The sequence below is a fragment of the Escherichia sp. MOD1-EC6842 genome (assembly GCF_002965705.1).
GTDB lineage: Bacteria > Pseudomonadota > Gammaproteobacteria > Enterobacterales > Enterobacteriaceae > Escherichia > Escherichia ruysiae.
Genome location: NZ_PTRF01000024.1, coordinates 1 through 21064 on the forward strand (window position 1 = coordinate 1; position 21064 = coordinate 21064).

The 21064-nt window shown below is 49.5% G+C and carries 36 protein-coding genes; 6 read left to right on the forward strand and 30 right to left on the reverse strand.

Going from position 1 to position 21064, the window contains the following annotated elements; translation table 11 throughout:
• Nucleotides 1-402 precede the first annotated feature (402 nt).
• A complete protein-coding gene (locus A7Z29_RS20535) occupies nt 403-957 on the forward strand; it encodes a gamma carbonic anhydrase family protein (protein ID WP_123058432.1) in 555 nt (184 codons plus the stop codon).
• Here A7Z29_RS20535 and A7Z29_RS20540 read toward each other — a convergent pair.
• From A7Z29_RS20540 to dprA, 6 genes are read right to left on the reverse strand one after another with little or no spacing between them, the layout of a single operon-like run.
• Nucleotides 933-1190: a DUF1488 family protein gene (locus A7Z29_RS20540; RefSeq protein ID WP_001070563.1), complete on the reverse strand. Its 258-nt coding sequence runs from the start codon at nt 1188-1190 to the stop codon at nt 933-935. The two genes, A7Z29_RS20535 and A7Z29_RS20540, sit on opposite strands and share 25 nt — an antisense overlap.
• Entirely contained in the window at nt 1187-2005 is an 819-nt protein-coding gene (aroE, locus tag A7Z29_RS20545) for a shikimate dehydrogenase (protein ID WP_000409177.1), read from the reverse strand. Before aroE ends, A7Z29_RS20540 begins: the two co-directional genes overlap by 4 nt.
• A gap of 4 nt (nt 2006-2009) precedes the next feature.
• Nucleotides 2010-2582, reverse strand: a complete 573-nt coding sequence (gene tsaC / locus A7Z29_RS20550; RefSeq protein WP_010346162.1) for an L-threonylcarbamoyladenylate synthase type 1 TsaC — start codon at nt 2580-2582, stop codon at nt 2010-2012.
• Nucleotides 2583-2586: 4 nt separating this feature from the next.
• The gene (locus A7Z29_RS20555; RefSeq protein ID WP_010346159.1) at nt 2587-3129 is read right to left on the reverse strand and encodes a DNA topoisomerase family protein; all 543 of its coding nucleotides are present in this window, start codon (nt 3127-3129) and stop codon (nt 2587-2589) included.
• A 28-nt stretch (nt 3130-3157) separates the two neighbouring features.
• Nucleotides 3158-3631 (reverse strand): DUF494 family protein Smg, encoded by a 474-nt coding sequence (gene smg / locus A7Z29_RS20560; protein ID WP_000460672.1) that lies wholly within the window; start codon nt 3629-3631, stop codon nt 3158-3160.
• Nucleotides 3603-4727 carry a DNA-protecting protein DprA gene (gene dprA / locus A7Z29_RS20565; RefSeq protein WP_105290747.1) on the reverse strand — a complete coding sequence of 375 codons (1125 nt, stop codon included), beginning with the start codon at nt 4725-4727 and terminating at the stop codon, nt 3603-3605. Before dprA ends, smg begins: the two co-directional genes overlap by 29 nt.
• A 129-nt stretch (nt 4728-4856) precedes the next feature.
• Here dprA and def point away from each other — a divergent pair, with 129 nt between their 5' ends.
• The 5 genes from def to mscL all read left to right on the forward strand — a co-directional run bounded on the left by def (nt 4857) and on the right by mscL (nt 9601).
• A complete protein-coding gene (def, locus tag A7Z29_RS20570) occupies nt 4857-5366 on the forward strand; it encodes a peptide deformylase (protein ID WP_000114984.1) in 510 nt (169 codons plus the stop codon).
• Between the two features lie 14 nt (nt 5367-5380).
• Nucleotides 5381-6328 carry a methionyl-tRNA formyltransferase gene (gene fmt / locus A7Z29_RS20575; RefSeq protein ID WP_000004442.1) on the forward strand — a complete coding sequence of 316 codons (948 nt, stop codon included), beginning with the start codon at nt 5381-5383 and terminating at the stop codon, nt 6326-6328.
• Nucleotides 6329-6373: 45 nt separating this feature from the next.
• The gene (gene rsmB / locus A7Z29_RS20580) at nt 6374-7663 is read left to right on the forward strand and encodes a 16S rRNA (cytosine(967)-C(5))-methyltransferase RsmB (RefSeq protein ID WP_085461313.1); all 1290 of its coding nucleotides are present in this window, start codon (nt 6374-6376) and stop codon (nt 7661-7663) included.
• 21 nt (nt 7664-7684) lie between these two features.
• Nucleotides 7685-9061, forward strand: a complete 1377-nt coding sequence (gene trkA / locus A7Z29_RS20585) for a Trk system potassium transporter TrkA (protein WP_000691382.1) — start codon at nt 7685-7687, stop codon at nt 9059-9061.
• Between the two features lie 129 nt (nt 9062-9190).
• Nucleotides 9191-9601, forward strand: coding sequence for a large-conductance mechanosensitive channel protein MscL (mscL, locus tag A7Z29_RS20590; RefSeq protein ID WP_000022446.1), 411 nt, complete (start codon nt 9191-9193; stop codon nt 9599-9601).
• On the opposite strand, the gene arfA is transcribed toward mscL, so the two are convergent.
• The 24 genes from arfA to rpsC form a co-directional block, all read right to left on the reverse strand.
• Nucleotides 9598-9816, reverse strand: coding sequence for an alternative ribosome-rescue factor ArfA (gene arfA, locus A7Z29_RS20595; RefSeq protein WP_000092701.1), 219 nt, complete (start codon nt 9814-9816; stop codon nt 9598-9600). The two genes, mscL and arfA, sit on opposite strands and share 4 nt — an antisense overlap.
• A 55-nt stretch (nt 9817-9871) precedes the next feature.
• Nucleotides 9872-10297 (reverse strand): Zn(2+)-responsive transcriptional regulator, encoded by a 426-nt coding sequence (gene zntR, locus A7Z29_RS20600; RefSeq protein ID WP_000285598.1) that lies wholly within the window; start codon nt 10295-10297, stop codon nt 9872-9874.
• A 10-nt stretch (nt 10298-10307) separates the two neighbouring features.
• Entirely contained in the window at nt 10308-10676 is a 369-nt protein-coding gene (locus A7Z29_RS20605; RefSeq protein ID WP_105290748.1) for a DnaJ family domain-containing protein, read from the reverse strand.
• Nucleotides 10677-10782: 106 nt separating this feature from the next.
• Complete coding sequence (rplQ, locus tag A7Z29_RS20610; protein WP_001216368.1) at nt 10783-11166, reverse strand: 50S ribosomal protein L17; 384 nt, start codon at nt 11164-11166, stop codon at nt 10783-10785.
• 40 nt (nt 11167-11206) lie between these two features.
• Nucleotides 11207-12196, reverse strand: a complete 990-nt coding sequence (locus A7Z29_RS20615) for a DNA-directed RNA polymerase subunit alpha (RefSeq protein ID WP_001162094.1) — start codon at nt 12194-12196, stop codon at nt 11207-11209.
• A 25-nt stretch (nt 12197-12221) separates the two neighbouring features.
• Entirely contained in the window at nt 12222-12842 is a 621-nt protein-coding gene (gene rpsD / locus A7Z29_RS20620) for a 30S ribosomal protein S4 (protein ID WP_000135224.1), read from the reverse strand.
• 33 nt (nt 12843-12875) lie between these two features.
• A complete protein-coding gene (gene rpsK, locus A7Z29_RS20625; RefSeq protein WP_001029684.1) occupies nt 12876-13265 on the reverse strand; it encodes a 30S ribosomal protein S11 in 390 nt (129 codons plus the stop codon).
• 16 nt (nt 13266-13281) lie between these two features.
• Nucleotides 13282-13638 (reverse strand): 30S ribosomal protein S13, encoded by a 357-nt coding sequence (gene rpsM / locus A7Z29_RS20630; RefSeq protein WP_000090775.1) that lies wholly within the window; start codon nt 13636-13638, stop codon nt 13282-13284.
• A gap of 146 nt (nt 13639-13784) precedes the next feature.
• On the reverse strand, nt 13785-13901 hold the full coding sequence (rpmJ, locus tag A7Z29_RS20635) for a 50S ribosomal protein L36 (RefSeq protein ID WP_000868187.1): 117 nt from the start codon (nt 13899-13901) through the stop codon (nt 13785-13787).
• Between the two features lie 31 nt (nt 13902-13932).
• Nucleotides 13933-15264: a preprotein translocase subunit SecY gene (gene secY, locus A7Z29_RS20640; protein ID WP_001118861.1), complete on the reverse strand. Its 1332-nt coding sequence runs from the start codon at nt 15262-15264 to the stop codon at nt 13933-13935.
• A 7-nt stretch (nt 15265-15271) separates the two neighbouring features.
• Nucleotides 15272-15706 (reverse strand): 50S ribosomal protein L15, encoded by a 435-nt coding sequence (gene rplO / locus A7Z29_RS20645; RefSeq protein ID WP_001238917.1) that lies wholly within the window; start codon nt 15704-15706, stop codon nt 15272-15274.
• 3 nt (nt 15707-15709) lie between these two features.
• Nucleotides 15710-15889, reverse strand: a complete 180-nt coding sequence (gene rpmD, locus A7Z29_RS20650; RefSeq protein ID WP_001140433.1) for a 50S ribosomal protein L30 — start codon at nt 15887-15889, stop codon at nt 15710-15712.
• A gap of 3 nt (nt 15890-15892) precedes the next feature.
• Nucleotides 15893-16396 carry a 30S ribosomal protein S5 gene (rpsE, locus tag A7Z29_RS20655; RefSeq protein ID WP_000940122.1) on the reverse strand — a complete coding sequence of 168 codons (504 nt, stop codon included), beginning with the start codon at nt 16394-16396 and terminating at the stop codon, nt 15893-15895.
• 14 nt (nt 16397-16410) lie between these two features.
• On the reverse strand, nt 16411-16764 hold the full coding sequence (gene rplR, locus A7Z29_RS20660; protein ID WP_000358960.1) for a 50S ribosomal protein L18: 354 nt from the start codon (nt 16762-16764) through the stop codon (nt 16411-16413).
• Nucleotides 16765-16773: 9 nt separating this feature from the next.
• Nucleotides 16774-17307: a 50S ribosomal protein L6 gene (gene rplF / locus A7Z29_RS20665; RefSeq protein ID WP_000091945.1), complete on the reverse strand. Its 534-nt coding sequence runs from the start codon at nt 17305-17307 to the stop codon at nt 16774-16776.
• A gap of 12 nt (nt 17308-17319) precedes the next feature.
• Entirely contained in the window at nt 17320-17712 is a 393-nt protein-coding gene (gene rpsH / locus A7Z29_RS20670) for a 30S ribosomal protein S8 (protein WP_000062611.1), read from the reverse strand.
• 33 nt (nt 17713-17745) lie between these two features.
• Nucleotides 17746-18051, reverse strand: a complete 306-nt coding sequence (gene rpsN, locus A7Z29_RS20675) for a 30S ribosomal protein S14 (protein ID WP_001118930.1) — start codon at nt 18049-18051, stop codon at nt 17746-17748.
• 14 nt (nt 18052-18065) lie between these two features.
• Entirely contained in the window at nt 18066-18605 is a 540-nt protein-coding gene (rplE, locus tag A7Z29_RS20680) for a 50S ribosomal protein L5 (protein WP_001096200.1), read from the reverse strand.
• A gap of 14 nt (nt 18606-18619) precedes the next feature.
• Entirely contained in the window at nt 18620-18934 is a 315-nt protein-coding gene (gene rplX / locus A7Z29_RS20685) for a 50S ribosomal protein L24 (RefSeq protein ID WP_000729185.1), read from the reverse strand.
• 10 nt (nt 18935-18944) lie between these two features.
• Nucleotides 18945-19316, reverse strand: coding sequence for a 50S ribosomal protein L14 (gene rplN, locus A7Z29_RS20690; protein ID WP_000613955.1), 372 nt, complete (start codon nt 19314-19316; stop codon nt 18945-18947).
• Nucleotides 19317-19480: 164 nt separating this feature from the next.
• Complete coding sequence (gene rpsQ, locus A7Z29_RS20695) at nt 19481-19735, reverse strand: 30S ribosomal protein S17 (protein WP_000130100.1); 255 nt, start codon at nt 19733-19735, stop codon at nt 19481-19483.
• Nucleotides 19735-19926 (reverse strand): 50S ribosomal protein L29, encoded by a 192-nt coding sequence (gene rpmC, locus A7Z29_RS20700; RefSeq protein WP_000644741.1) that lies wholly within the window; start codon nt 19924-19926, stop codon nt 19735-19737. Before rpmC ends, rpsQ begins: the two co-directional genes overlap by 1 nt.
• Nucleotides 19926-20336: a 50S ribosomal protein L16 gene (gene rplP, locus A7Z29_RS20705; protein ID WP_000941212.1), complete on the reverse strand. Its 411-nt coding sequence runs from the start codon at nt 20334-20336 to the stop codon at nt 19926-19928. Before rplP ends, rpmC begins: the two co-directional genes overlap by 1 nt.
• Nucleotides 20337-20348: 12 nt before the next feature.
• Nucleotides 20349-21050 (reverse strand): 30S ribosomal protein S3, encoded by a 702-nt coding sequence (gene rpsC, locus A7Z29_RS20710; protein WP_000529945.1) that lies wholly within the window; start codon nt 21048-21050, stop codon nt 20349-20351.
• Between the last annotated feature and the right edge of the window lie 14 nt (nt 21051-21064).

Consider the following 21064-nt stretch of genomic DNA (forward strand, 5'->3'; position numbering starts at 1 on the left):
TTTATCGTCTTGCGACGTTAAGAATCCGTATCTTCGAGTGCCCACACAGATTGTCTGATAAATTGTTAAAGAGCAGTTGCGACGCGGCTTTCAGCTCACTGTCGCGAGGTGGCGTATATTACGCTTTCCTCTTTCAGAGTCAACCCTGAATTTCAGGATTTTTCTCTTCGTTGTTACGACCATCTTGTGAAGTGTTTCACGTTGTCGTCTCAACGGAGGCGCATTATAGGGATCCCAATTTTTTGCACAAGTACTTTTTTGATCTTTTTTTCTGTTTGTTCTTTTTTCAGCCTCTTTGCTGCATTCACATGCAAAATGGCGCATTTTTACATAGCAAAACACTTGCGCAAGGCTAATAAAGCACCCAAAGTCATAGATAAATCATTTTTCGTTGAGGTAAGTATGTCAGACACTCTACGCCCATACCGGGATCTTTTTCCAAAAATCGGTCAGCGAGTCATGATTGACAGTAGCAGTGTGATTATTGGTGATGTTCGGTTGGCCGATGATGTGGGGATCTGGCCACTTGTTGTAATTCGTGGTGATGTTAATTATGTTCAGATCGGCGCCCGAACCAATATCCAGGATGGCAGCGTCTTACACGTGACCCATAAATCAACGGCTAATCCACAAGGCAATCCGTTAATCGTCGGCGAAGACGTTACGGTTGGACATAAAGTGATGCTCCACGGCTGCACCATTGGCAATCGAGTGTTGGTTGGGATGGGCTCAATTTTACTTGATGGCGCAGTAGTAGAAGATGATGTGATGATTGGGGCGGGTAGCCTGGTCCCACAAAATAAACGGCTGGAGAGCGGATATCTGTATCTCGGTAGCCCCGTCAAACAGATCCGCCCGTTAAGTGATGAAGAGAAGGCTGGGTTACGCTATTCCGCGAATAATTACGTCAAATGGAAAGACGAATATCTGGATCAGGGTAACCAGACCCAGCCTTGATCATCTTCACTTTGTTCCTGAATTAAGTTTTCCGCTTCTTCTTCCAGGTCCCAGCGATGCTGACGAAAACTCGCTAACCACTGTTCTGGCGTATCTCCAGTAAAGCGATACGCCAGGCTCTCGCCAGAGATCGCACATGTCAGTTGCATACCATTCACCAGAGCGGGAAAACATACACATTTTTTATTCTCGTCCCACTCTTCCCTGTCTGGAAACTGGATGGCCTGATTCACACCGACAGCTCCTGTTGCAATTGTTTGATGACCGGTTCTACATCAGGCAGAACGCCATGCCAAAGAAGGAAGGCATGAGCCGCCTGTGCCACCAGCATCCCTAAACCATCAGCATTATGCTTTGAGCCTCGCTGCTCACACCATGCCAGAAAAGGTGTTTTTCCTTTCTGATAGAACATGTCATAACAACAAATACCTGGATGGATGAGCGATGCTGGGATCGCGGGAATATCACCACTGATGCCACTGGATGTTGCATTAATAATGAGATCGAACTCATGACTTTCCAGTTCGTCCATACCCAACGCCTGAATACTGCCAGTATGCGCAAACAATTTAGCCAACTCTTCCGCGCGGGAAACCGTCCGATTAGTGATTGTCACCGCACAGTCCAGGGAAAGAAGTGGCAGTAGTACACCGCGAGATGCCCCGCCAGCGCCAATGAGCAGGATACGTAACCCGGGGCGGATAAAAGAGAGACGTTCCAGATCGCTTAACAAACCTACGCCATCGGTATTGTCACCCAGCAGGCGCCCATCTTCTAACTGCTTGAGGGTATTAACAGCACCAGCCAACGCTGCCCGTTCAGTGAGTTCATCCGCTCTGGCAAAAGCCTCTTCTTTAAAAGGCACCGTCACATTCGCACCTTTACCACCAGCACTAAAGAAAGCGTTCAGTGTGTTGATGAAATCATTGATGGGTGCCAACACGCGCCCATAGGGATGTTCAATATTCAGTTGCTGAGCAAATTGCTGATGAATGAATGGCGATTTGCTGTGGGCTATCGGATTACCAAAAACAGCATAGATTTCCATTATGTTACCCCTGTCGAAACAGTTCACCCGTCAGGGCATCGCGGATTTCTGAAGGATTTAAACGCCCCCCCGTTTCACCAGGCACAACCGGGAACGCCGCGCCAAATTGTGCGCGAACTTCGTCTACTGTCCGGCAAGGTGGCAATCCACTCAAGTTGGCACTAGTAGAAACCAGCGGTTTACCATAAGCCTGGCACAAAGCAATCACCAATGGATGGTCGGTGACTCGTACAGCAAGCGAATCAAAGCGCCCCGTCAACCAGCGCGGTGTTGTCGCAGGCGCGGGAAAGACAAAGGTGACAGGACCTGGCCAGCGGGAAAAAATGGTTTCACGCTGCGCGTCCGTCAGCATGCTGTCATCGATATAAGGTTTGAGCTGCTCGTAATTTGCTGCGATTAAAATCAGCCCCTTATCAACCGGACGCTGTTTTAACTCCAACAGTCGCATCACTGCAGTTTCGCTATCAGGATCGCACCCGACACCGAAAACAGCTTCCGTTGGATAGGCGATGACACGTTCTTCATTGAGGACATCTACCGCAGCCGCGATAGCGTCTCCTTGCAGGTTATTATTCACGTTATTATTCCGCCGAAACCGGCTTTCCACATTGTTTACTGGCACAGAAATGTTTAACACCCTGCGCGGTTTTCTTTTCGATGAGTAGCGGATAGTGACACTCAGGACACTCTCCGGCTATGGGTTTGAAGTTAATAGCAAATTGACACTCCGGGTAGCGATCACAGGAGTGGAATGTTTTGCCATAACGGGAGCGGCGCTGGACCAGATGACCCGTCCGACATTGGGGACATGTAATTGCCGTTTCGTCCGGTTTATCGATAAGTTCAGTATGTTCGCATTCAGGGTAGTTACTGCAGCCAATAAACATACCAAAGCGTCCCTGGCGTAATACCAGATTTGCGCTACATGCAGGGCAAACTTGCCCCTCCAGAACTTTGACGATATGCCCATCCGCTGAAGATTTCAGAGGACGGACGTAGTCACACGCCGGATACTGTGAGCACCCAAGAAACGGACCGTGTTTCCCGGATCGAATAACCAGATCAGCCCCGCACTTTGGGCAGGACTCATTATTACGCACCGTGAACAGTGCTGATTTCGCCATAACAACTTATGCTGAATTAAAGAAATGATTAATGCAGCATACCTTCATTCACTTCAAAGAGTAATTCTTCCATTTGCTGGTACGCATTTTCGCAGCCCGGAATATTGAACAACACCATCAGGATTACCCATTTCAAGTCTTCCAGGTCGAACTCTGCGGTATCCAGCGCGAGCACTCGCTCTATCACCATTTCACGGGTTTCAAGGTTAAGCACCTGAATTTGCTCAAGGAAAAGCAGAAAACCACGACAGCTGGCATCCAGTCTTTCACACTCTTCCGGGGTATAAATACGCATGGAGAGTGGATCCGAGGCCAGTTGCATTGGCTCTGCCAGTCCTTCCTGATAATCCGCAAGCTTTTCCAGCCAAAGCAGGGCATTGTAGATATCTTCTCGATCAAATCCTGCATCGGTAAGATCCTGTTCAAGTTTGTCTTGATCCACACGCAGCTCAGCTTCTGTGTGAATATAGGTTTCAAACAAATACATTAGTACGTCGAACATGGCATGCCCTCCTCAATCGGACATAGCCGCCGGGTACTGCTGCGATCCACCCTGCTAACTCCAGTTCTAGTAGTTGAGTAACTACCTCTGGCACAGGTTGGCCGGCACGTTCAGCGACGACGTCAACAGGTGTTACCTCATCTCCTACGTTAGCCAGGAGCTCAGGAAATGGCAATGCCACGTCTTCCTGATCCGGTGAATAAAATGAATTTTCAGGGGCATCTGGCAACCAGTGCAATCCGTATTGCAAATTTTCCAGGATTTCTTCCGGCTCCGTCACAAGAGTCGCACCTTGTTTTATTAACCAGTGAGGTCCTTCGCTTCCCGGACTCCCTAATGGACAGGGCAAGGCAAAAACTTCTCGCCCCTGTTCAAGCGCACAACGTGCTGTCACCAAAGAACCACTACGTAAAGCAGCTTCTACCACCAGTACACCTTTACTTAGACCACTGATAATGCGATTTCTTCGCGGGAAATTGTAAGACAGTGGCGGAACATCCAGCGGAAATTCGGAAACGATAGCGCCTCCCTGTTCAAGCAGACTAGCGGCGAGTTGAGCATGGCGACGCGGATGGATGGTATTGAGTCCATTTCCCAAGACCGCAATACTAACGCCATTTACCTGTACCGCCGCTTTATGTGCCACACCGTCGATTCCACGCGCCAGCCCACTGGTAATCGTTACGCCACGTGTCGCCAGCGATTCGCAAAATAATCGTCCCCATCGCTCGCCATACCATGAATGAGCACGACTTCCCACGACGGCAAGCTGAAATGATCGCAATGCGGGAAGCCCCCCGGCAACAAACAGAGCACCGGGATAATCAACCGTTGCGAGAAGTTGAGGAGGATAAAATTCGCTATCCGCAGGAATTAAATGATGATTGGGTTGTTCAAGCCAACAAAGTGAGCTTTCAATACTCTTTTGCGGAAATGAAAGAAAGCGTTGTGCCTGCCGCAATGTAAGCCCTGTTTGCTGCAATACAACCGCATCAATATACGACTGTTTTGCCAGCCAGTGAGCGATACGAACCATATCATCGCCGTACAAGCTGCTGATGCCCATCAGACGCAGCCAAATTTCTGTATCGACCATCCTTATCTCCCTGCCATAAGCAGCCTTAGCAATCTTTGCGATTGGTCAGTGATGCTGTCAATCAGAGGGGGATTTGTCTAGAATAGAAGAAATAATCTTTCTAACTCCTGAACACATCTCTGGAGATTTATGTCAGTTTTGCAAGTGTTACATATTCCGGACGAGCGGCTTCGCAAAGTTGCTAAACCGGTAGAAGAAGTGAATGCAGAAATTCAGCGTATCGTCGATGATATGTTCGAGACGATGTACGCAGAAGAAGGTATTGGCCTGGCTGCAACCCAGGTTGATATCCATCAACGTATCATTGTTATTGATGTTTCGGAAAACCGTGACGAACGGCTGGTGCTAATCAATCCGGAGCTTTTAGAAAAAAGCGGCGAAACAGGCATTGAAGAAGGTTGCCTGTCGATCCCTGAACAACGTGCTTTAGTGCCACGCGCTGAGAAAGTTAAAATTCGCGCCCTGGACCGCGACGGTAAACCATTTGAACTGGAAGCAGACGGCCTGTTAGCCATCTGTATTCAGCATGAGATGGATCACCTGGTTGGCAAACTGTTTATGGATTATCTGTCACCGCTGAAACAACAACGTATTCGTCAGAAAGTTGAAAAACTGGATCGTCTGAAAGCCCGGGCTTAAGGATAAGAACTAACGTGTCAGAATCACTACGTATTATTTTTGCGGGTACACCTGACTTTGCAGCGCGTCATCTTGACGCGCTGTTGTCTTCTGGACATAACGTTGTTGGCGTGTTTACCCAACCCGACCGACCAGCAGGGCGCGGCAAAAAGCTGATGCCAAGTCCGGTCAAAATGCTGGCTGAAGAAAAAGGCTTACCCGTTTTTCAGCCTGTTTCTTTGCGTCCACAAGAAAACCAGCAACTGGTCGCTGACCTGCAAGCTGATGTTATGGTTGTCGTCGCCTATGGGCTGATTCTGCCTAAAGCTGTGCTGGAGATGCCACGTCTCGGCTGTATCAATGTTCATGGTTCACTGCTGCCTCGCTGGCGCGGTGCCGCGCCAATCCAACGTTCGTTATGGGCGGGAGATGCAGAAACCGGCGTGACCATTATGCAAATGGATGTCGGTTTGGACACTGGCGATATGCTTTATAAACTCTCCTGCCCGATCACTGCAGAAGATACCAGTGGTACGCTGTACGACAAGCTGGCAGAGCTTGGCCCACAAGGGCTTATCACCACGTTGAAACAACTGGCAGACGGGACGGCGAAACCAGAAGTTCAGGACGAAACTCTTGTCACTTACGCTGAAAAGCTAAGTAAAGAAGAAGCACGTATTGACTGGTCACTTTCGGCAGCACAGCTTGAACGCTGCATTCGCGCTTTCAATCCATGGCCGATGAGCTGGCTGGAAATTGAAGGACAGCCGGTTAAGGTCTGGAAAGCGTCGGTCATTGATACGCCAACAAAGGCTGCGCCAGGAACGATCCTTGAAGCCAACAAACAAGGCATCCAGGTTGCAACTGGTGATGGCATCCTGAACCTGCTCTCGTTACAACCTGCGGGTAAGAAAGCGATGAGCGCGCAAGACCTCCTGAATTCTCGTCGGGAATGGTTTGTTCCGGGCAACCGTCTGGCCTGATAGTTCACTCTTTTAAGCCCGGTCTTGCCGGGCATTTTTATACTTATGAAAAAACAACGTAATTTACGTAGCATGGCGGCCCAGGCCGTTGAACAAGTCGTCGAACAAGGGCAATCATTAAGCAACATTCTGCCACCGCTACAGCAAAAAGTTTCCGATAAAGACAAAGCCCTTCTTCAAGAGTTGTGCTTTGGCGTATTGCGTACGCTCTCACAGCTAGACTGGCTGATTAATAAGTTAATGGCCCGTCCGATGACTGGCAAACAGCGTACTGTGCATTACCTGATTATGGTTGGTTTGTATCAACTGCTTTATACCCGCATTCCACCTCATGCTGCGCTGGCTGAAACGGTTGAAGGTGCTGTCGCAATTAAGCGCCCGCAACTTAAGGGGCTGATTAACGGCGTGTTACGCCAGTTCCAGCGTCAGCAAGAAGAGTTATTAGCCGAGTTTAATGCCAGTGATGCACGTTATCTACATCCTTCCTGGTTGCTGAAGCGTCTGCAAAAAGCGTATCCAGAGCAGTGGCAATCCATCGTCGAAGCCAATAACCAGCGTCCGCCAATGTGGCTGCGCGTTAATCGTATGCATAATTCCCGCGATAACTGGATTGCACTTCTGGAAGAGGCTGGTATGCAAGGCTTCCCACATGCGGATTACCCGGATGCTGTACGCCTGGAAACACCCGCACCTGTTCATGCGCTACCCGGTTTTGAAGAAGGATGGGTTACCGTTCAGGATGCATCAGCACAAGGTTGCATGACCTGGCTTGCTCCACAAAATGGTGAATACATTCTGGATCTTTGTGCCGCCCCCGGCGGTAAAACAACGCATATCCTTGAAGTGGCACCAGAAGCGCAAGTGCTGGCGGTCGATATTGATGAGCAACGGCTCTCTCGCGTTTACGACAATTTAAAACGCCTTGGTATGAAGGCAATCGTGAAACAAGGTGATGGTCGTTACCCTTCCCAATGGTGTGGCGAGCAACAGTTTGATCGCATTTTATTAGATGCGCCTTGTTCGGCAACCGGTGTGATTCGTCGCCATCCGGATATTAAATGGTTGCGTCGCGATCGCGATATCCCGGAACTCGCTCAGTTGCAGTCTGAAATCCTTGACGCCATCTGGCCACATTTAAAATCCGGTGGAACCCTGGTTTATGCTACCTGTTCGGTGTTGCCGGAAGAGAATAGCCAGCAGATTAAAGCCTTTTTGCAACGTACTGATGATGCCGTACTTTGCGAAACAGGAACACCTGAGCAACCTGGTAAGCAAAATCTTCCAGGCGCCGAAGACGGTGACGGCTTCTTTTACGCTAAGCTAATCAAAAAGTGATGAGATAACGGGTCGCGACTGATGAAAATTATCATTCTGGGTGCCGGTCAGGTTGGCGGCACGCTGGCGGAAAACCTGGTTGGCGAGAACAACGATATTACCGTTGTCGATACTAATGGTGAGCGTCTGCGGACCTTGCAGGATAAATTTGATCTGCGTGTTGTGCAGGGGCATGGCTCTCATCCACGCGTATTGCGAGAGGCAGGTGCCGACGACGCCGATATGCTGGTTGCTGTAACCAGTTCAGATGAAACTAATATGGTTGCCTGCCAGGTAGCTTACTCACTTTTCAACACCCCTAATCGCATCGCTCGTATCCGCTCGCCGGACTACGTTCGAGATGCTGATAAGCTATTCCATTCTGATGCCGTACCGATTGATCATCTGATCGCGCCAGAGCAGTTGGTTATCGATAATATTTACCGACTGATTGAGTATCCCGGCGCATTGCAGGTGGTGAACTTCGCTGAGGGTAAAGTCAGTCTGGCTGTGGTTAAAGCCTATTATGGTGGCCCGCTGATTGGTAATGCACTTTCGACCATGCGCGAACATATGCCACATATCGATACTCGTGTGGCAGCAATTTTCCGCCACGATCGCCCCATTCGTCCGCAAGGTTCGACCATCGTTGAAGCTGGTGATGAAGTGTTCTTTATTGCCGCTTCACAGCATATCCGCGCGGTGATGAGCGAATTACAACGTCTGGAAAAACCGTATAAGCGGATTATGCTGGTAGGCGGCGGCAATATCGGCGCTGGACTGGCGCGTCGTCTGGAAAAAGATTACAGCGTCAAACTCATCGAACGTAATCAACAGCGCGCTGCCGAACTGGCGGAAAAGTTACAGAATACGATCGTCTTTTTTGGCGATGCGTCGGATCAGGAACTGCTGGCTGAAGAACATATTGATCAAGTTGATCTGTTTATTGCCGTCACCAACGATGACGAAGCCAATATCATGTCCGCCATGCTTGCCAAACGTATGGGGGCGAAAAAGGTGATGGTGTTGATCCAACGTCGCGCTTATGTGGATCTGGTTCAAGGAAGCGTGATCGATATTGCGATTTCACCGCAACAAGCAACTATTTCTGCGTTGCTTAGTCACGTGCGAAAAGCAGATATCGTTGGTGTTTCTTCACTCCGTCGTGGTGTGGCTGAAGCTATTGAAGCCGTTGCTCACGGTGATGAGAGCACTTCTCGTGTTGTTGGTCGGGTTATTGATGAAATTAAACTGCCGCCTGGGACAATTATCGGTGCGGTGGTACGTGGAAACGACGTGATGATTGCTAATGATAATTTACGCATTGAGCAAGGCGATCACGTAATTATGTTCCTCACAGATAAAAAGTTTATTACCGACGTCGAAAGACTCTTCCAGCCAAGCCCTTTCTTTTTGTAATTAATAAGGCGTCTAATGACGCCTTATTATTTCCCTTTGATTATCAAGGATTAATTAAATTCATTCCTGGCAGGAAAATGGCTTAACATTTGTTAGACTTATAAATGTCAGTTTCATAGGGAGAATAACATGAGCATTATTAAAGAATTTCGCGAATTTGCGATGCGCGGGAATGTAGTGGATTTGGCTGTAGGTGTCATTATCGGCGCCGCATTCGGTAAGATCGTCTCTTCACTGGTTGCTGATATCATCATGCCGCCACTGGGTTTATTAATTGGCGGGATCGACTTTAAACAGTTTGCTGTCACATTACGCGATGCGCAGGGGGATGTACCCGCTGTTGTTATGCATTACGGCGTCTTCATTCAAAACGTATTTGATTTTCTGATTGTGGCCTTTGCCATCTTTATGGCGATTAAGCTAATCAACAAACTGAATCGGAAAAAAGAAGAACCGGCGGCGGCTCCAGCACCAACTAAAGAAGAAGTATTACTGACAGAAATTCGTGATTTGCTGAAAGAGCAGAATAACCGCTCTTAACAAGCGCCAGAAAGCAGAAGGCCAGTGGTAAAAAAGCGATTCACTTTCTTGCCACTGGCCTCCCAGTTCCCCCGATTGCCATGTTTTCCTTTTCGCATATAGCTGCCTTTCCCTTTTTTATTTTTCTCTACGCGTTGTCTGAACAGGGGGTCATGCAGTAATGCTTCTATCGCATTATCCTTTATCTGCCCTTTCGTATGCTGATATCGGCTCATAAAAACTCCAGTTGGTTGTTTAACGGCGCGAGTGTAATCCCGCCAGTGCAATAAATCAACAGCCACTCTTAACGCCACTCGCTCCTTGTTCAAGAGCTTCAAGAATCGAACAATAAACGCTGCTATGGGCTGTCCCACAACAGGCATCATTAAGCCGTTGCAGTGAACGTTGCATACTCTGCAACTCGGCTATCCGCGCTTCCACTTCCTGTAATCTTTCCTGCACAATGCCTTTTGATTCCTGACAGGTATGGTGCTCAGGATCGATACGGATCGACAGTAATTCTCGGATCGACTCAAGGCTGAAACCGAGCTGTCTGGCGTGACGAATAAACTTCAAACGTTGGAGATCGCTTTCAGTATAAAGACGAAAACCACCTTCGGTACGCACTTCATGATCCATCATTTGTTGCTTTTCGTAATAACGAATCGTGTCAGGCGTCACTTCCGCCATTTTTGCCAGTTCACCAATACGATACATATTTACTCCATTAGTTCTCATTGATTTTATTCAACAATTTTTCAGCATACTCACCACGTAAAAACTCGGTGCTCAATCCTGCTTGTCGCAGCTTTAACTCCAGTAATAACAACCGACGACTAACTTCATGATATTGCGGATCGTCATGATGAATACCTTTGAGGATATCCAGAAGTTGAATTGCCTCCTTTCGTTGCCCAAGTTCTGGCGGTAAGCAACCTGCATTCTTCAACAAGCGATACCCCGCACGTAATTCCGGTGGCACGAGGGAATCATCATCAAGTATCAATGGCTCGCCGCTACCGGGCAGGTTATCAAACTCACCTTTCGCTTGCGCTTCTGATATATGGCGCTCTGCCCACTGGTCAAGTAACCACATAAATACTCCAGGGGATGAACAAAAAGAGTACAGCTATTGTAGATAAGTGGGGATACTGCGGGTATAAAAAAACCCGCCGGGGCGGGTTTTTTTACGTTGCTTCAGATTACTCTGCAGCAGCTTCTGCTTTCTCTGAACGATCAACCAGCTCGATGTAAGCCATCGGCGCGTTGTCGCCTGCACGGAAACCACACTTCAGAATACGAGTGTAACCACCGGCACGGCTCGCGAAACGCGGGCCCAGTTCGTTAAACAGTTTTGCCACGATCTCGTTATCACGAGTACGGGCGAATGCCAGACGACGATTAGCAACGCTATCAGTCTTGGCAAGAGTAATCAGCGGCTCAACTACGCGGCGCAGCTCTTTCGCTTTAGGCAGAGTCGTCTTGATGATTTCATGACGAACCAGTGAACCTGCCATATTGCGGAACATAGCCTGGCGATGGCTGCTGTTGCGGTTCAGTTGACGACCACTCTTACGATGGCGCATGACCTTATCCTTCTCAGTAAAACCTTAACCTGTGATCCGGTTACTCGTCAGCGATGCTTGCCGGTGGCCAGTTTTCCAGGCGCATACCCAGAGACAGTCCACGGGAAGCCAGCACGTCTTTAATCTCAGTAAGAGATTTTTTACCAAGGTTAGGCGTTTTAAGGAGCTCAACCTCGGTACGCTGTACCAGATCACCGATATAGTGGATAGCTTCTGCTTTAAGGCAGTTAGCAGAGCGGACAGTCAATTCCAGATCGTCAACAGGGCGCAGCAGGATCGGATCGAACTCTGGTTTCTCTTCTTTCACTTCCGGCTGACGTACATCACGTAAGTCAACGAAAGCTTCCAGTTGTTCAGCCAGAATGGTTGCCGCACGACGAATCGCCTCTTCAGGATCGATTGTGCCGTTGGTTTCCATTTCGATGACCAGCTTGTCCAGGTCGGTACGCTGTTCTACACGCGCTGCTTCAACATTGTAGGCAATACGCTCTACAGGGCTGTAGCATGCGTCGACCAGCAGACGGCCGATTGGGCGCTCATCTTCTTCCGAATGAATTCGGGTAGAAGCCGGCACATAACCACGACCGCGCTGAACTTTGATACGCATGCTAATAGACGCGTTCTCATCGGTCAGGTGGCAGATCACGTGCTGCGGCTTGACGATTTCGACATCACCGTCGTGGGTGATATCGGCTGCAGTCACAGGGCCAATGCCAGATTTATTCAAGGTAAGAATAACTTCATCTTTGCCCTGAACTCTCACCGCCAGCCCTTTCAGGTTGAGCAGGATTTCCAGGATATCTTCCTGAACGCCTTCTTTGGTGCTGTACTCATGTAGTACACCATCAATCTCAACCTCGGTCACCGCGCAACCCGGCATCGATGAGAGCAGAATACGGCGCAGTGCGTTACCCAGAGTATGGCCAAAGCCACGCTCTAAAGGCTCAAGGGTCACCTTGGCGTGCGTCGAACTCACTTGCTCGATATCAACCAGGCGCGGTTTTAGAAACTCTGTCACAGAACCCTGCATTGTGTCCTCTCTTTGGTACTAAGCTTTACTTGGAGTAAAGCTCGACGATCAGGTGTTCGTTAATGTCCGCAGACAGATCAGAACGCTCCGGCTTACGCTTAAACGTACCTTCCATCTTGCCAGCATCAACTTCCAGCCAGGTTGGCTTTTCACGCTGCTCAGCCAGCTCCAGAGCGGCTTTCACGCGAGACTGCTTCTTCGCTTTCTCACGAATGCTTACAACGTCATTCGGACTAACCTGATAAGAAGCGATGTTAACAACACGACCGTTTACCATAATTGCTTTATGGCTAACCAGCTGACGTGCTTCTGCACGAGTGGCACCGAAGCCCATACGGTATACAACGTTGTCCAGACGACCTTCCAGCAGAGCCAACAGGTTTTCACCGGTGTTGCCTTTCAGACGTGCTGCTTCTTTATAGTAGTTACGGAACTGACGCTCCAGCACACCATAGATACGGCGAACTTTTTGCTTTTCACGCAACTGCACACCATAGTCAGACAGACGCGGTTTACGCGCACCGTGCTGGCCAGGAGCTTGTTCAATTTTACACTTGGTATCGATCGCGCGAACGCCAGACTTAAGGAATAAGTCGGTGCCCTCACGACGGCTCAGCTTGAGCTTAGGACCCAAATATCTTGCCATTTTCTTTCTCCAACAAACCTGGAAAACGAAGCGTTATACGCGACGTTTTTTCGGCGGACGACAACCGTTATGAGGGATCGGAGTCACATCAGTAATGTTAGTGATGCGGAAACCTGCGGCGTTCAGAGCACGAATAGTAGATTCGCGGCCTGGACCCGGACCTTTAACCATAACTTCCAGATTCTTGATGCCGTATTCTTTCACGGCGTCAGCGCAACGCTCTGCTGCAACCTGAGCTGCAAACGGAGTGGATTTGCGAGAACCACGGAAACCGGAACCACCGGCAGTTGCCCAACCCAACGCGTTACCCTGACGATCAGTGATAGTCACGATGGTGTTGTTGAAAGAAGCATGGATATGAGCCACGCCGTCAGAGACTTGTTTTCTTACACGTTTACGTGCACGAATTGGTGCCTTTGCCATTATTCAATCACCCCGATTATTTCTTGATCGGTTTGCGCGGACCCTTACGGGTACGTGCGTTGGTCTTGGTACGCTGACCGCGAACCGGGAGACCACGACGATGACGCAAACCGCGATAGCAACCAAGATCCATCAGGCGCTTGATGCTCATGCTGATTTCACGGCGCAGATCACCTTCAACGACAAATTTGGCAACTTCGTCACGCAGCGTGTCGATTTGTCCTTCAGACAGCTCACTGATCTTAACATCTTCAGCGATACCCGCTGCAGCCAGGATGGCTTTGGAACGGGTCTTGCCGACGCCATAAATCGAAGTTAATGCGATTACGGCATGCTTATGATCAGGAATGTTAATGCCTGCTATACGGGCCACTATGCACTCCTACTATTTAATATGTACGTTCCATGCTGAAAAGCCCGTTTTCAGGATACTCAAATGGAAACGCACAGACATACAAAAGATTGGCTGGCTAATCTAGCCAGCTCAACCCAACTTTGCAAGAAAAATATGCGAATAAATCAGCCTTGGCGCTGTTTATGCTTCGGCTCGGCACTGCAAATCACACGGATGACACCATCACGCTTAACGATTTTGCAGTTACGGCATAATTTCTTGACGGAAGCACGAACTTTCATTTTTACTCTCCGTAACTTCTCGGGCGACCAATTATCGGCCGTAGCCTTTCAGGTTCGCCTTCTTCAATGCAGACTCATACTGACTAGACATCATCAGAGTTTGCACTTGAGCCATAAAGTCCATAATCACGACAACAACGATAAGCAGTGAGGTCCCACCGAAGTAGAACGGTACTTTCATTGCATCACGCATGAACTCCGGGATCAGGCAGATAAAGGTAATGTACAGCGCACCAACCAGGGTCAGGCGGGTCATTACTTTATCGATATACTTCGCCGTTTGCTCTCCCGGACGAATTCCTGGTACAAATGCACCGGACTTCTTCAGGTTATCTGCTGTTTCACGCGGGTTGAAAACCAACGCCGTGTAGAAGAAACAGAAGAAGATGATTGCAGACGCATAGAGTAACACATAAAGCGGTTGCCCAGGCTGCAAATACAGCGAAATTGTTGTCAGCCAGTTCCAACCAGTACCGCCCCCGAACCATGACGCGATGGTCGCCGGGAACAGAATAATACTGGAAGCGAAGATTGCCGGGATTACCCCCGCCATATTCACTTTCAGCGGTAAATGTGTGCTCTGTGCAGCATAGACACGACGACCTTGTTGACGTTTTGCGTAGTTTACCACAATGCGGCGTTGACCACGCTCAACAAAAACAACAAAGAACGTCACTGCAAATACTAATACTGCAACCAACAGCAACACGAGGAAGTGCAGGTCGCCTTGACGCGCTTGCTCGATAGTATGGGCAATGGCTGGCGGGAGTCCCGCAACAATACCGGCGAAGATAATGATTGAAATACCGTTGCCGATACCTCGTTCAGTGATCTGTTCGCCCAACCACATCAGGAACATTGTTCCTGTGACCAGACTTACAACAGCGGTGAAGTAGAATGCAAAGCCCGGGTTAATAACCAGGCCTTGCATACCAGGCATATTCGGCAGACCGGTAGCAATACCGATCGACTGGAATATTGCCAGCACCAGAGTACCGTAACGGGTGTACTGGCTGATCTTACGACGGCCAGACTCCCCTTCTTTCTTAATTTCTGCCAGTGTTGGGTGAACCACCGTCAGCAGCTGGATAATGATCGACGCCGAAATATACGGCATGATCCCCAGAGCAAAGATAGAAGCACGGCTGAGAGCACCACCAGAGAACATGTTAAACATTTCAATGATGGTGCCTCGCTGTTGCTCAAGCAGTTTGGCAAGTACAGCGGCATCAATACCAGGGATCGGAATAAAAGAGCCAATACGGAACACAATCAGCGCACCGATAACAAACAGCAGTCTGCGTTTCAGCTCGCCTAAGCCACCTTTGGCACTTTGAAAATCTAATCCCGGTTGTTTAGCCATCTGCTACTTATTCCTCGATTTTACCGCCAGCAGCTTCGATAGCAGCACGAGCGCCTTTAGTAACACGCAGGCCACGAACAGTTACCGGAGTAGTTACTTCGCCAGCCAGGATCACTTTCGCGAACTCGATCTGGATACCGATAATGTTAGCCGCTTTCAGCGTGTTCAGGTCTACAACACCGCCTTCTACTTTAGCCAGGTCAGACAGACGAACTTCGGCTGTAATCGCTGCTTTACGAGAAGTGAAGCCGAATTTCGGCAAACGACGGTACAGAGGCATCTGACCACCTTCGAAACCGCGACGTACGCCACCGCCAGAACGAGACTTCTGACCTTTGTGACCACGACCACCGGTTTTACCGAGGCCAGAACCGATACCACGACCCAGGCGTTTACCCGCCTTTTTGGAGCCTTCGGCCGGAGACAGAGTATTTAAACGCATCTCTTACTCCTCAACTTTAACCATGAAGGAAACCGCGTTGATCATACCGCGAATAGCAGGAGTATCCTCGCGCTCTACGGTGTGACCAATACGACGCAGACCCAGGCCAAGCAGCGTTGCCTTGTGTTTCGGCAGACGACCGATTGCACTGCGGGTTTGAGTAATTTTAATAGTCTTTGCCATGGTTTATTTCCCCAGAATTTCTTCAACGGATTTACCACGCTTGGCAGCGACCATTTCTGGAGAACTCATATTTTCCAGGCCGTCAATAGTTGCACGAACCACGTTGATCGGGTTGGTGGAACCATATGCTTTAGCCAGAACGTTATGAACCCCAGCGACTTCCAGAACGGCGCGCATTGCACCACCGGCGATGATACCGGTACCTTCGGAAGCCGGCTGCATGAATACGCGAGAACCCGTGTGAACACCTTTAACAGGGTGTTGCAGAGTGCCGTTATTCAGCGCGACGTTAATCATATTGCGACGGGCTTTTTCCATCGCTTTCTGGATCGCTGCTGGAACTTCACGCGCTTTACCGTAACCAAAACCAACGCGACCGTTACCATCGCCAACTACAGTCAGAGCTGTGAAGGAGAAAATACGACCACCTTTAACGGTTTTAGATACGCGGTTTACCGCGATCAGCTTTTCCTGCAGTTCGCCAGCTTGTTTTTCGATGTGAGCCATCTTACACCTCTACCTTAGAACTGAAGGCCAGCTTCACGGGCAGCATCTGCCAGTGCCTGGACACGACCATGATATTGGAACCCGGAACGGTCAAAGGATACATCTTTGATGCCTTTTTCCAGAGCGCGTTCAGCGACAGCTTTACCCACAGCTGCAGCCGCGTCTTTGTTACCGGTGTACTTCAGTTGTTCAGCGATAGCTTTTTCTACAGTAGAAGCAGCTACCAGAACTTCAGAACCGTTCGGTGCAATTACCTGTGCGTAAATGTGACGCGGGGTACGATGTACCACCAGGCGAGTTGCGCCCAGCTCCTGGAGCTTGCGGCGTGCGCGGGTCGCACGACGGATACGAGCAGATTTCTTATCCATAGTGTTACCTTACTTCTTCTTAGCCTCTTTGGTACGCACGACTTCGTCGGCGTAACGAACACCCTTGCCTTTGTAAGGCTCAGGACGACGGTAGGCGCGCAGATCCGCTGCAACCTGGCCGATCACCTGCTTATCAGCGCCTTTCAGCACGATTTCAGTCTGAGTCGGACATTCAGCAGTGATACCCGCAGGCAGCTGATGGTCAACAGGATGAGAGAAACCCAGAGACAGGTTAATCACATTGCCTTTAACCGCTGCACGGTAACCTACACCAACCAGCTGCAGCTTCTTAGTGAAGCCTTCGGTAACACCGATAACCATTGAGTTCAGCAGGGCACGCGCGGTACCAGCCTGAGCCCAACCGTCTGCGTAACCATCACGCGGACCGAAGGTCAGGGTATTATCTGCATGTTTAACTTCAACAGCATCGTTGAGAGTACGAGTCAGCTCGCCGTTTTTACCTTTGATCGTAATAACCTGACCGTTGATTTTTACGTCAACGCCGGCAGGAACAACGACCGGTGCTTTAGCAACACGAGACATTTTTTCCTCCGATTAGGCTACGTAGCAGATAATTTCGCCACCAAGACCAGCCTGGCGCGCTGCACGATCAGTCATAACACCTTTAGAGGTAGAAACAACTGCGATACCCAGACCCGCCATAACTTTCGGCAGCTCATCTTTACGTTTATAGATGCGCAGACCTGGGCGGCTGACACGCTGAATGCTTTCTACAACAGCTTTGCCCTGGAAATACTTAAGAGTCAGTTCCAGTTCAGGCTTGGTGTCGCCTTCAACTTTAAAATCTTCAATAAAACCTTCTTCCTTCAGCACGTTGGCGATTGCCACTTTCAGCTTGGAGGAAGGCATGGTGACCGCAGCTTTGTTCGCGGCCTGACCGTTACGGATACGGGTCAGCATATCCGCGATCGGATCTTGCATGCTCATCTGTCTTTACTCCCGTGATTCAATTGGTGACAATTACCAGCTAGCCTTTTTCAGACCCGGGATTTCACCGCGCATAGCGGCTTCACGGACCTTAATACGGCTCAACCCGAACTTCCGCAGGAAACCATGCGGACGACCTGTTTGACGGCAGCGGTTACGCTGACGAGACGGGCTGGAATCACGCGGCAGAGTCTGCAGCTTGAGAACAGCATTCCAACGATCTTCGTCGGAAGCGTTCACATCAGAGATGATCGCTTTCAGTTCAGCGCGTTTCGCGAAGTATTTATCAGCTAAAGCTACGCGTTTTACTTCGCGTGCTTTCATTGATTGCTTAGCCATTTAGTAACCCTACCTTACTTGCGGAACGGGAAGTCAAAGGCAGCCAGCAGAGCACGGCCTTCTTCGTCAGATTTCGCAGTAGTGGTAATGGTAATATCCAAACCACGAACGCGGTCGACTTTATCGTAGTCGATTTCTGGGAAGATGATCTGCTCACGGACACCCATGCTGTAGTTACCACGACCGTCGAAAGACTTAGCGGACAGGCCACGGAAGTCACGGATACGAGGTACAGCAATAGTGATCAGGCGCTCAAAGAACTCCCACATGCGTTCGCCACGCAGAGTTACTTTACAGCCGATCGGATAGCCCTGACGGATTTTGAAGCCTGCAACAGATTTGCGTGCTTTGGTGATCAGCGGTTTTTGACCGGAGATTGCTGCCAGGTCTGCTGCTGCGTTATCCAGCAGTTTTTTGTCAGCGATCGCTTCACCAACACCCATGTTCAGGGTGATCTTCTCGACCCGAGGGACTTGCATGACAGAATTGTAGTTAAACTCAGTCATGAGTTTTTTAACTACTTCGTCTTTGTAGTAATCATGCAGTTTCGCCATCGTACTACTCCAAATTACTTGATAGTTTCGCTGTTAGACTTGAAGAAACGGACTTTTTTACCGTCTTCGAATCTAAAGCCTACACGGTCAGCCTTGCCGGTTGCCGCATTGAAGATTGCTACGTTGGAAACCTGAATAGCGGCTTCTTTTTCAACGATGCCACCCGGTTGGTTCAGGGCCGGAACCGGCTTCTGATGTTTCTTAACCAGGTTGATACCTTCAACAATGACCTTGCCGGAAGACAGGACATTCTTAACTTTACCGCGTTTACCTTTATCTTTACCGGTTAACACGATAACTTCGTCATCACGACGGATTTTCGCTGCCATGATTCGCTCCTTAGAGTACTTCTGGTGCCAGAGAGATAATTTTCATGAACTTCTCACTACGAAGCTCACGAGTTACCGGCCCAAAAATACGCGTACCGATAGGCTGCTCGCTGTTGTTGTTCAGAAGAACACAAGCATTACCATCGAAGCGAATGACAGAACCGTCCGGGCGACGAACACCCTTCTTGGTGCGCACCACTACCGCCTTCAGCACATCACCTTTTTTGACCTTACCACGCGGAATTGCTTCTTTGATGGTGATCTTGATGATGTCGCCTACGCCTGCGTAGCGACGGTGCGAGCCACCCAGAACCTTGATACACATTACGCGACGTGCACCGGAGTTGTCGGCGACGTTCAGCATAGTCTGTTCTTGGATCATTTTAGTGCTCCGCTAATGTCAACTACTACTGAGACCCGAAAATCAGGTCGTTAAAAATCCCCATATCGAGGGCGCGGCATTATAACACCGCTTCAAGGATATGGGTAGAAAAAATAAACGGCTCATTTCTGAGCCGTTTATTCGTATCGAGAGAGTGTACTGTATTACAGAACCGCTTTCTCTACAACGCGAACCAGCGTCCAGGATTTAGTCTTGGACAGCGGACGGCATTCGCGGATTTCAACCACGTCACCGATACCGCATTCGTTGTTCTCGTCATGTACGTGCAGTTTGGTCGTACGCTTGATGAATTTACCGTAGATCGGGTGTTTCACAAAACGTTCGATAGCAACAACAATGGATTTCTCCATTTTGTCGCTAACAACGCGACCTTGCAGAGTACGGATTTTATCGGTCATTACGCACCCGCCTTCTCGTTCAGTAAAGTCTTAACGCGTGCGACATCGCGACGCACTTGCTTCAACAGGTGAGACTGTTGCAGCTGGCCACTTGCAGCCTGCATACGCAGGTTGAACTGCTCACGCAGCAGGTTCAGCAGCTCGGTGTTCAGCTCTTCAACGCTCTTCTCACGCAGCTCTTTTGCTTTCATTACATCACCGTCTTAGTTACAAAGGTGGTTTTAATCGGCAGTTTCGCTGCTGCCAGCTTGAATGCTTCACGGGCCAGCTCTTCCGGAACACCGTCCATTTCATACAGGACTTTACCCGGCTGAATCAAGGCAACCCAATACTCCACGTTACCTTTACCTTTACCCATACGCACTGCCAGCGGCTTTTCAGTGATCGGTTTGTCCGGGAACACACGGATCCAGATCTTACCTTGACGCTTAACTGCACGGGTCATAGCACGACGTGCTGCTTCGATCTGACGGGCAGTCAGACGACCACGGCCAACAGCTTTCAGACCGAAGCTGCCGAAGCTAACATCCGTACCCTGCGCCAGACCGCGGTTACGGCCTTTGTGCATTTTACGGAATTTTGTACGCTTTGGTTGTAACATCAGCGACGCTCCTTATTTACGGCCTTTACGCTGCTGCTTTTTAGGTTGCGCAGCCGGTTTTTCCGGTTGTTCAACAGCAGCCATACCACCCAGGATCTCGCCTTTGAAGATCCACACTTTAACGCCGATTACACCGTAAGTGGTGTGCGCTTCAGAGGTGTTGTAGTCGATGTCAGCACGCAGAGTGTGCAGCGGTACGCGACCTTCGCGGTACCATTCGGTACGTGCGATTTCCGCGCCGCCCAGACGGCCGCTAACTTCAACTTTAATACCTTTAGCGCCCAGACGCATTGCGTTCTGTACAGCACGCTTCATAGCACGACGGAACATAACGCGACGTTCCAGCTGAGAAGTGATGCTGTCAGCAACCAGTTTTGCGTCCAGTTCAGGCTTACGAACTTCGGCGATGTTGATCTGTGCAGGAACGCCAGCGATGTCCGCTACGACCTTACGCAGTTTTTCTACGTCTTCACCTTTTTTACCGATAACGATACCCGGGCGAGCAGTGTGAATGGTTACACGGATGCTCTTAGCCGGACGCTCGATAACGATACGAGATACGGACGCTTTAGCCAGTTCCTTAGTCAGGTACTGACGTACTTTAAAATCGCTGTCCAGGTTGTCAGCGAATTCTTTGGTGTTCGCAAACCAGGTAGAGTTCCATGGTTTTACAATACCCAGGCGAATACCATTAGGATGTACTTTCTGACCCATTGCTAGTCTCCAGA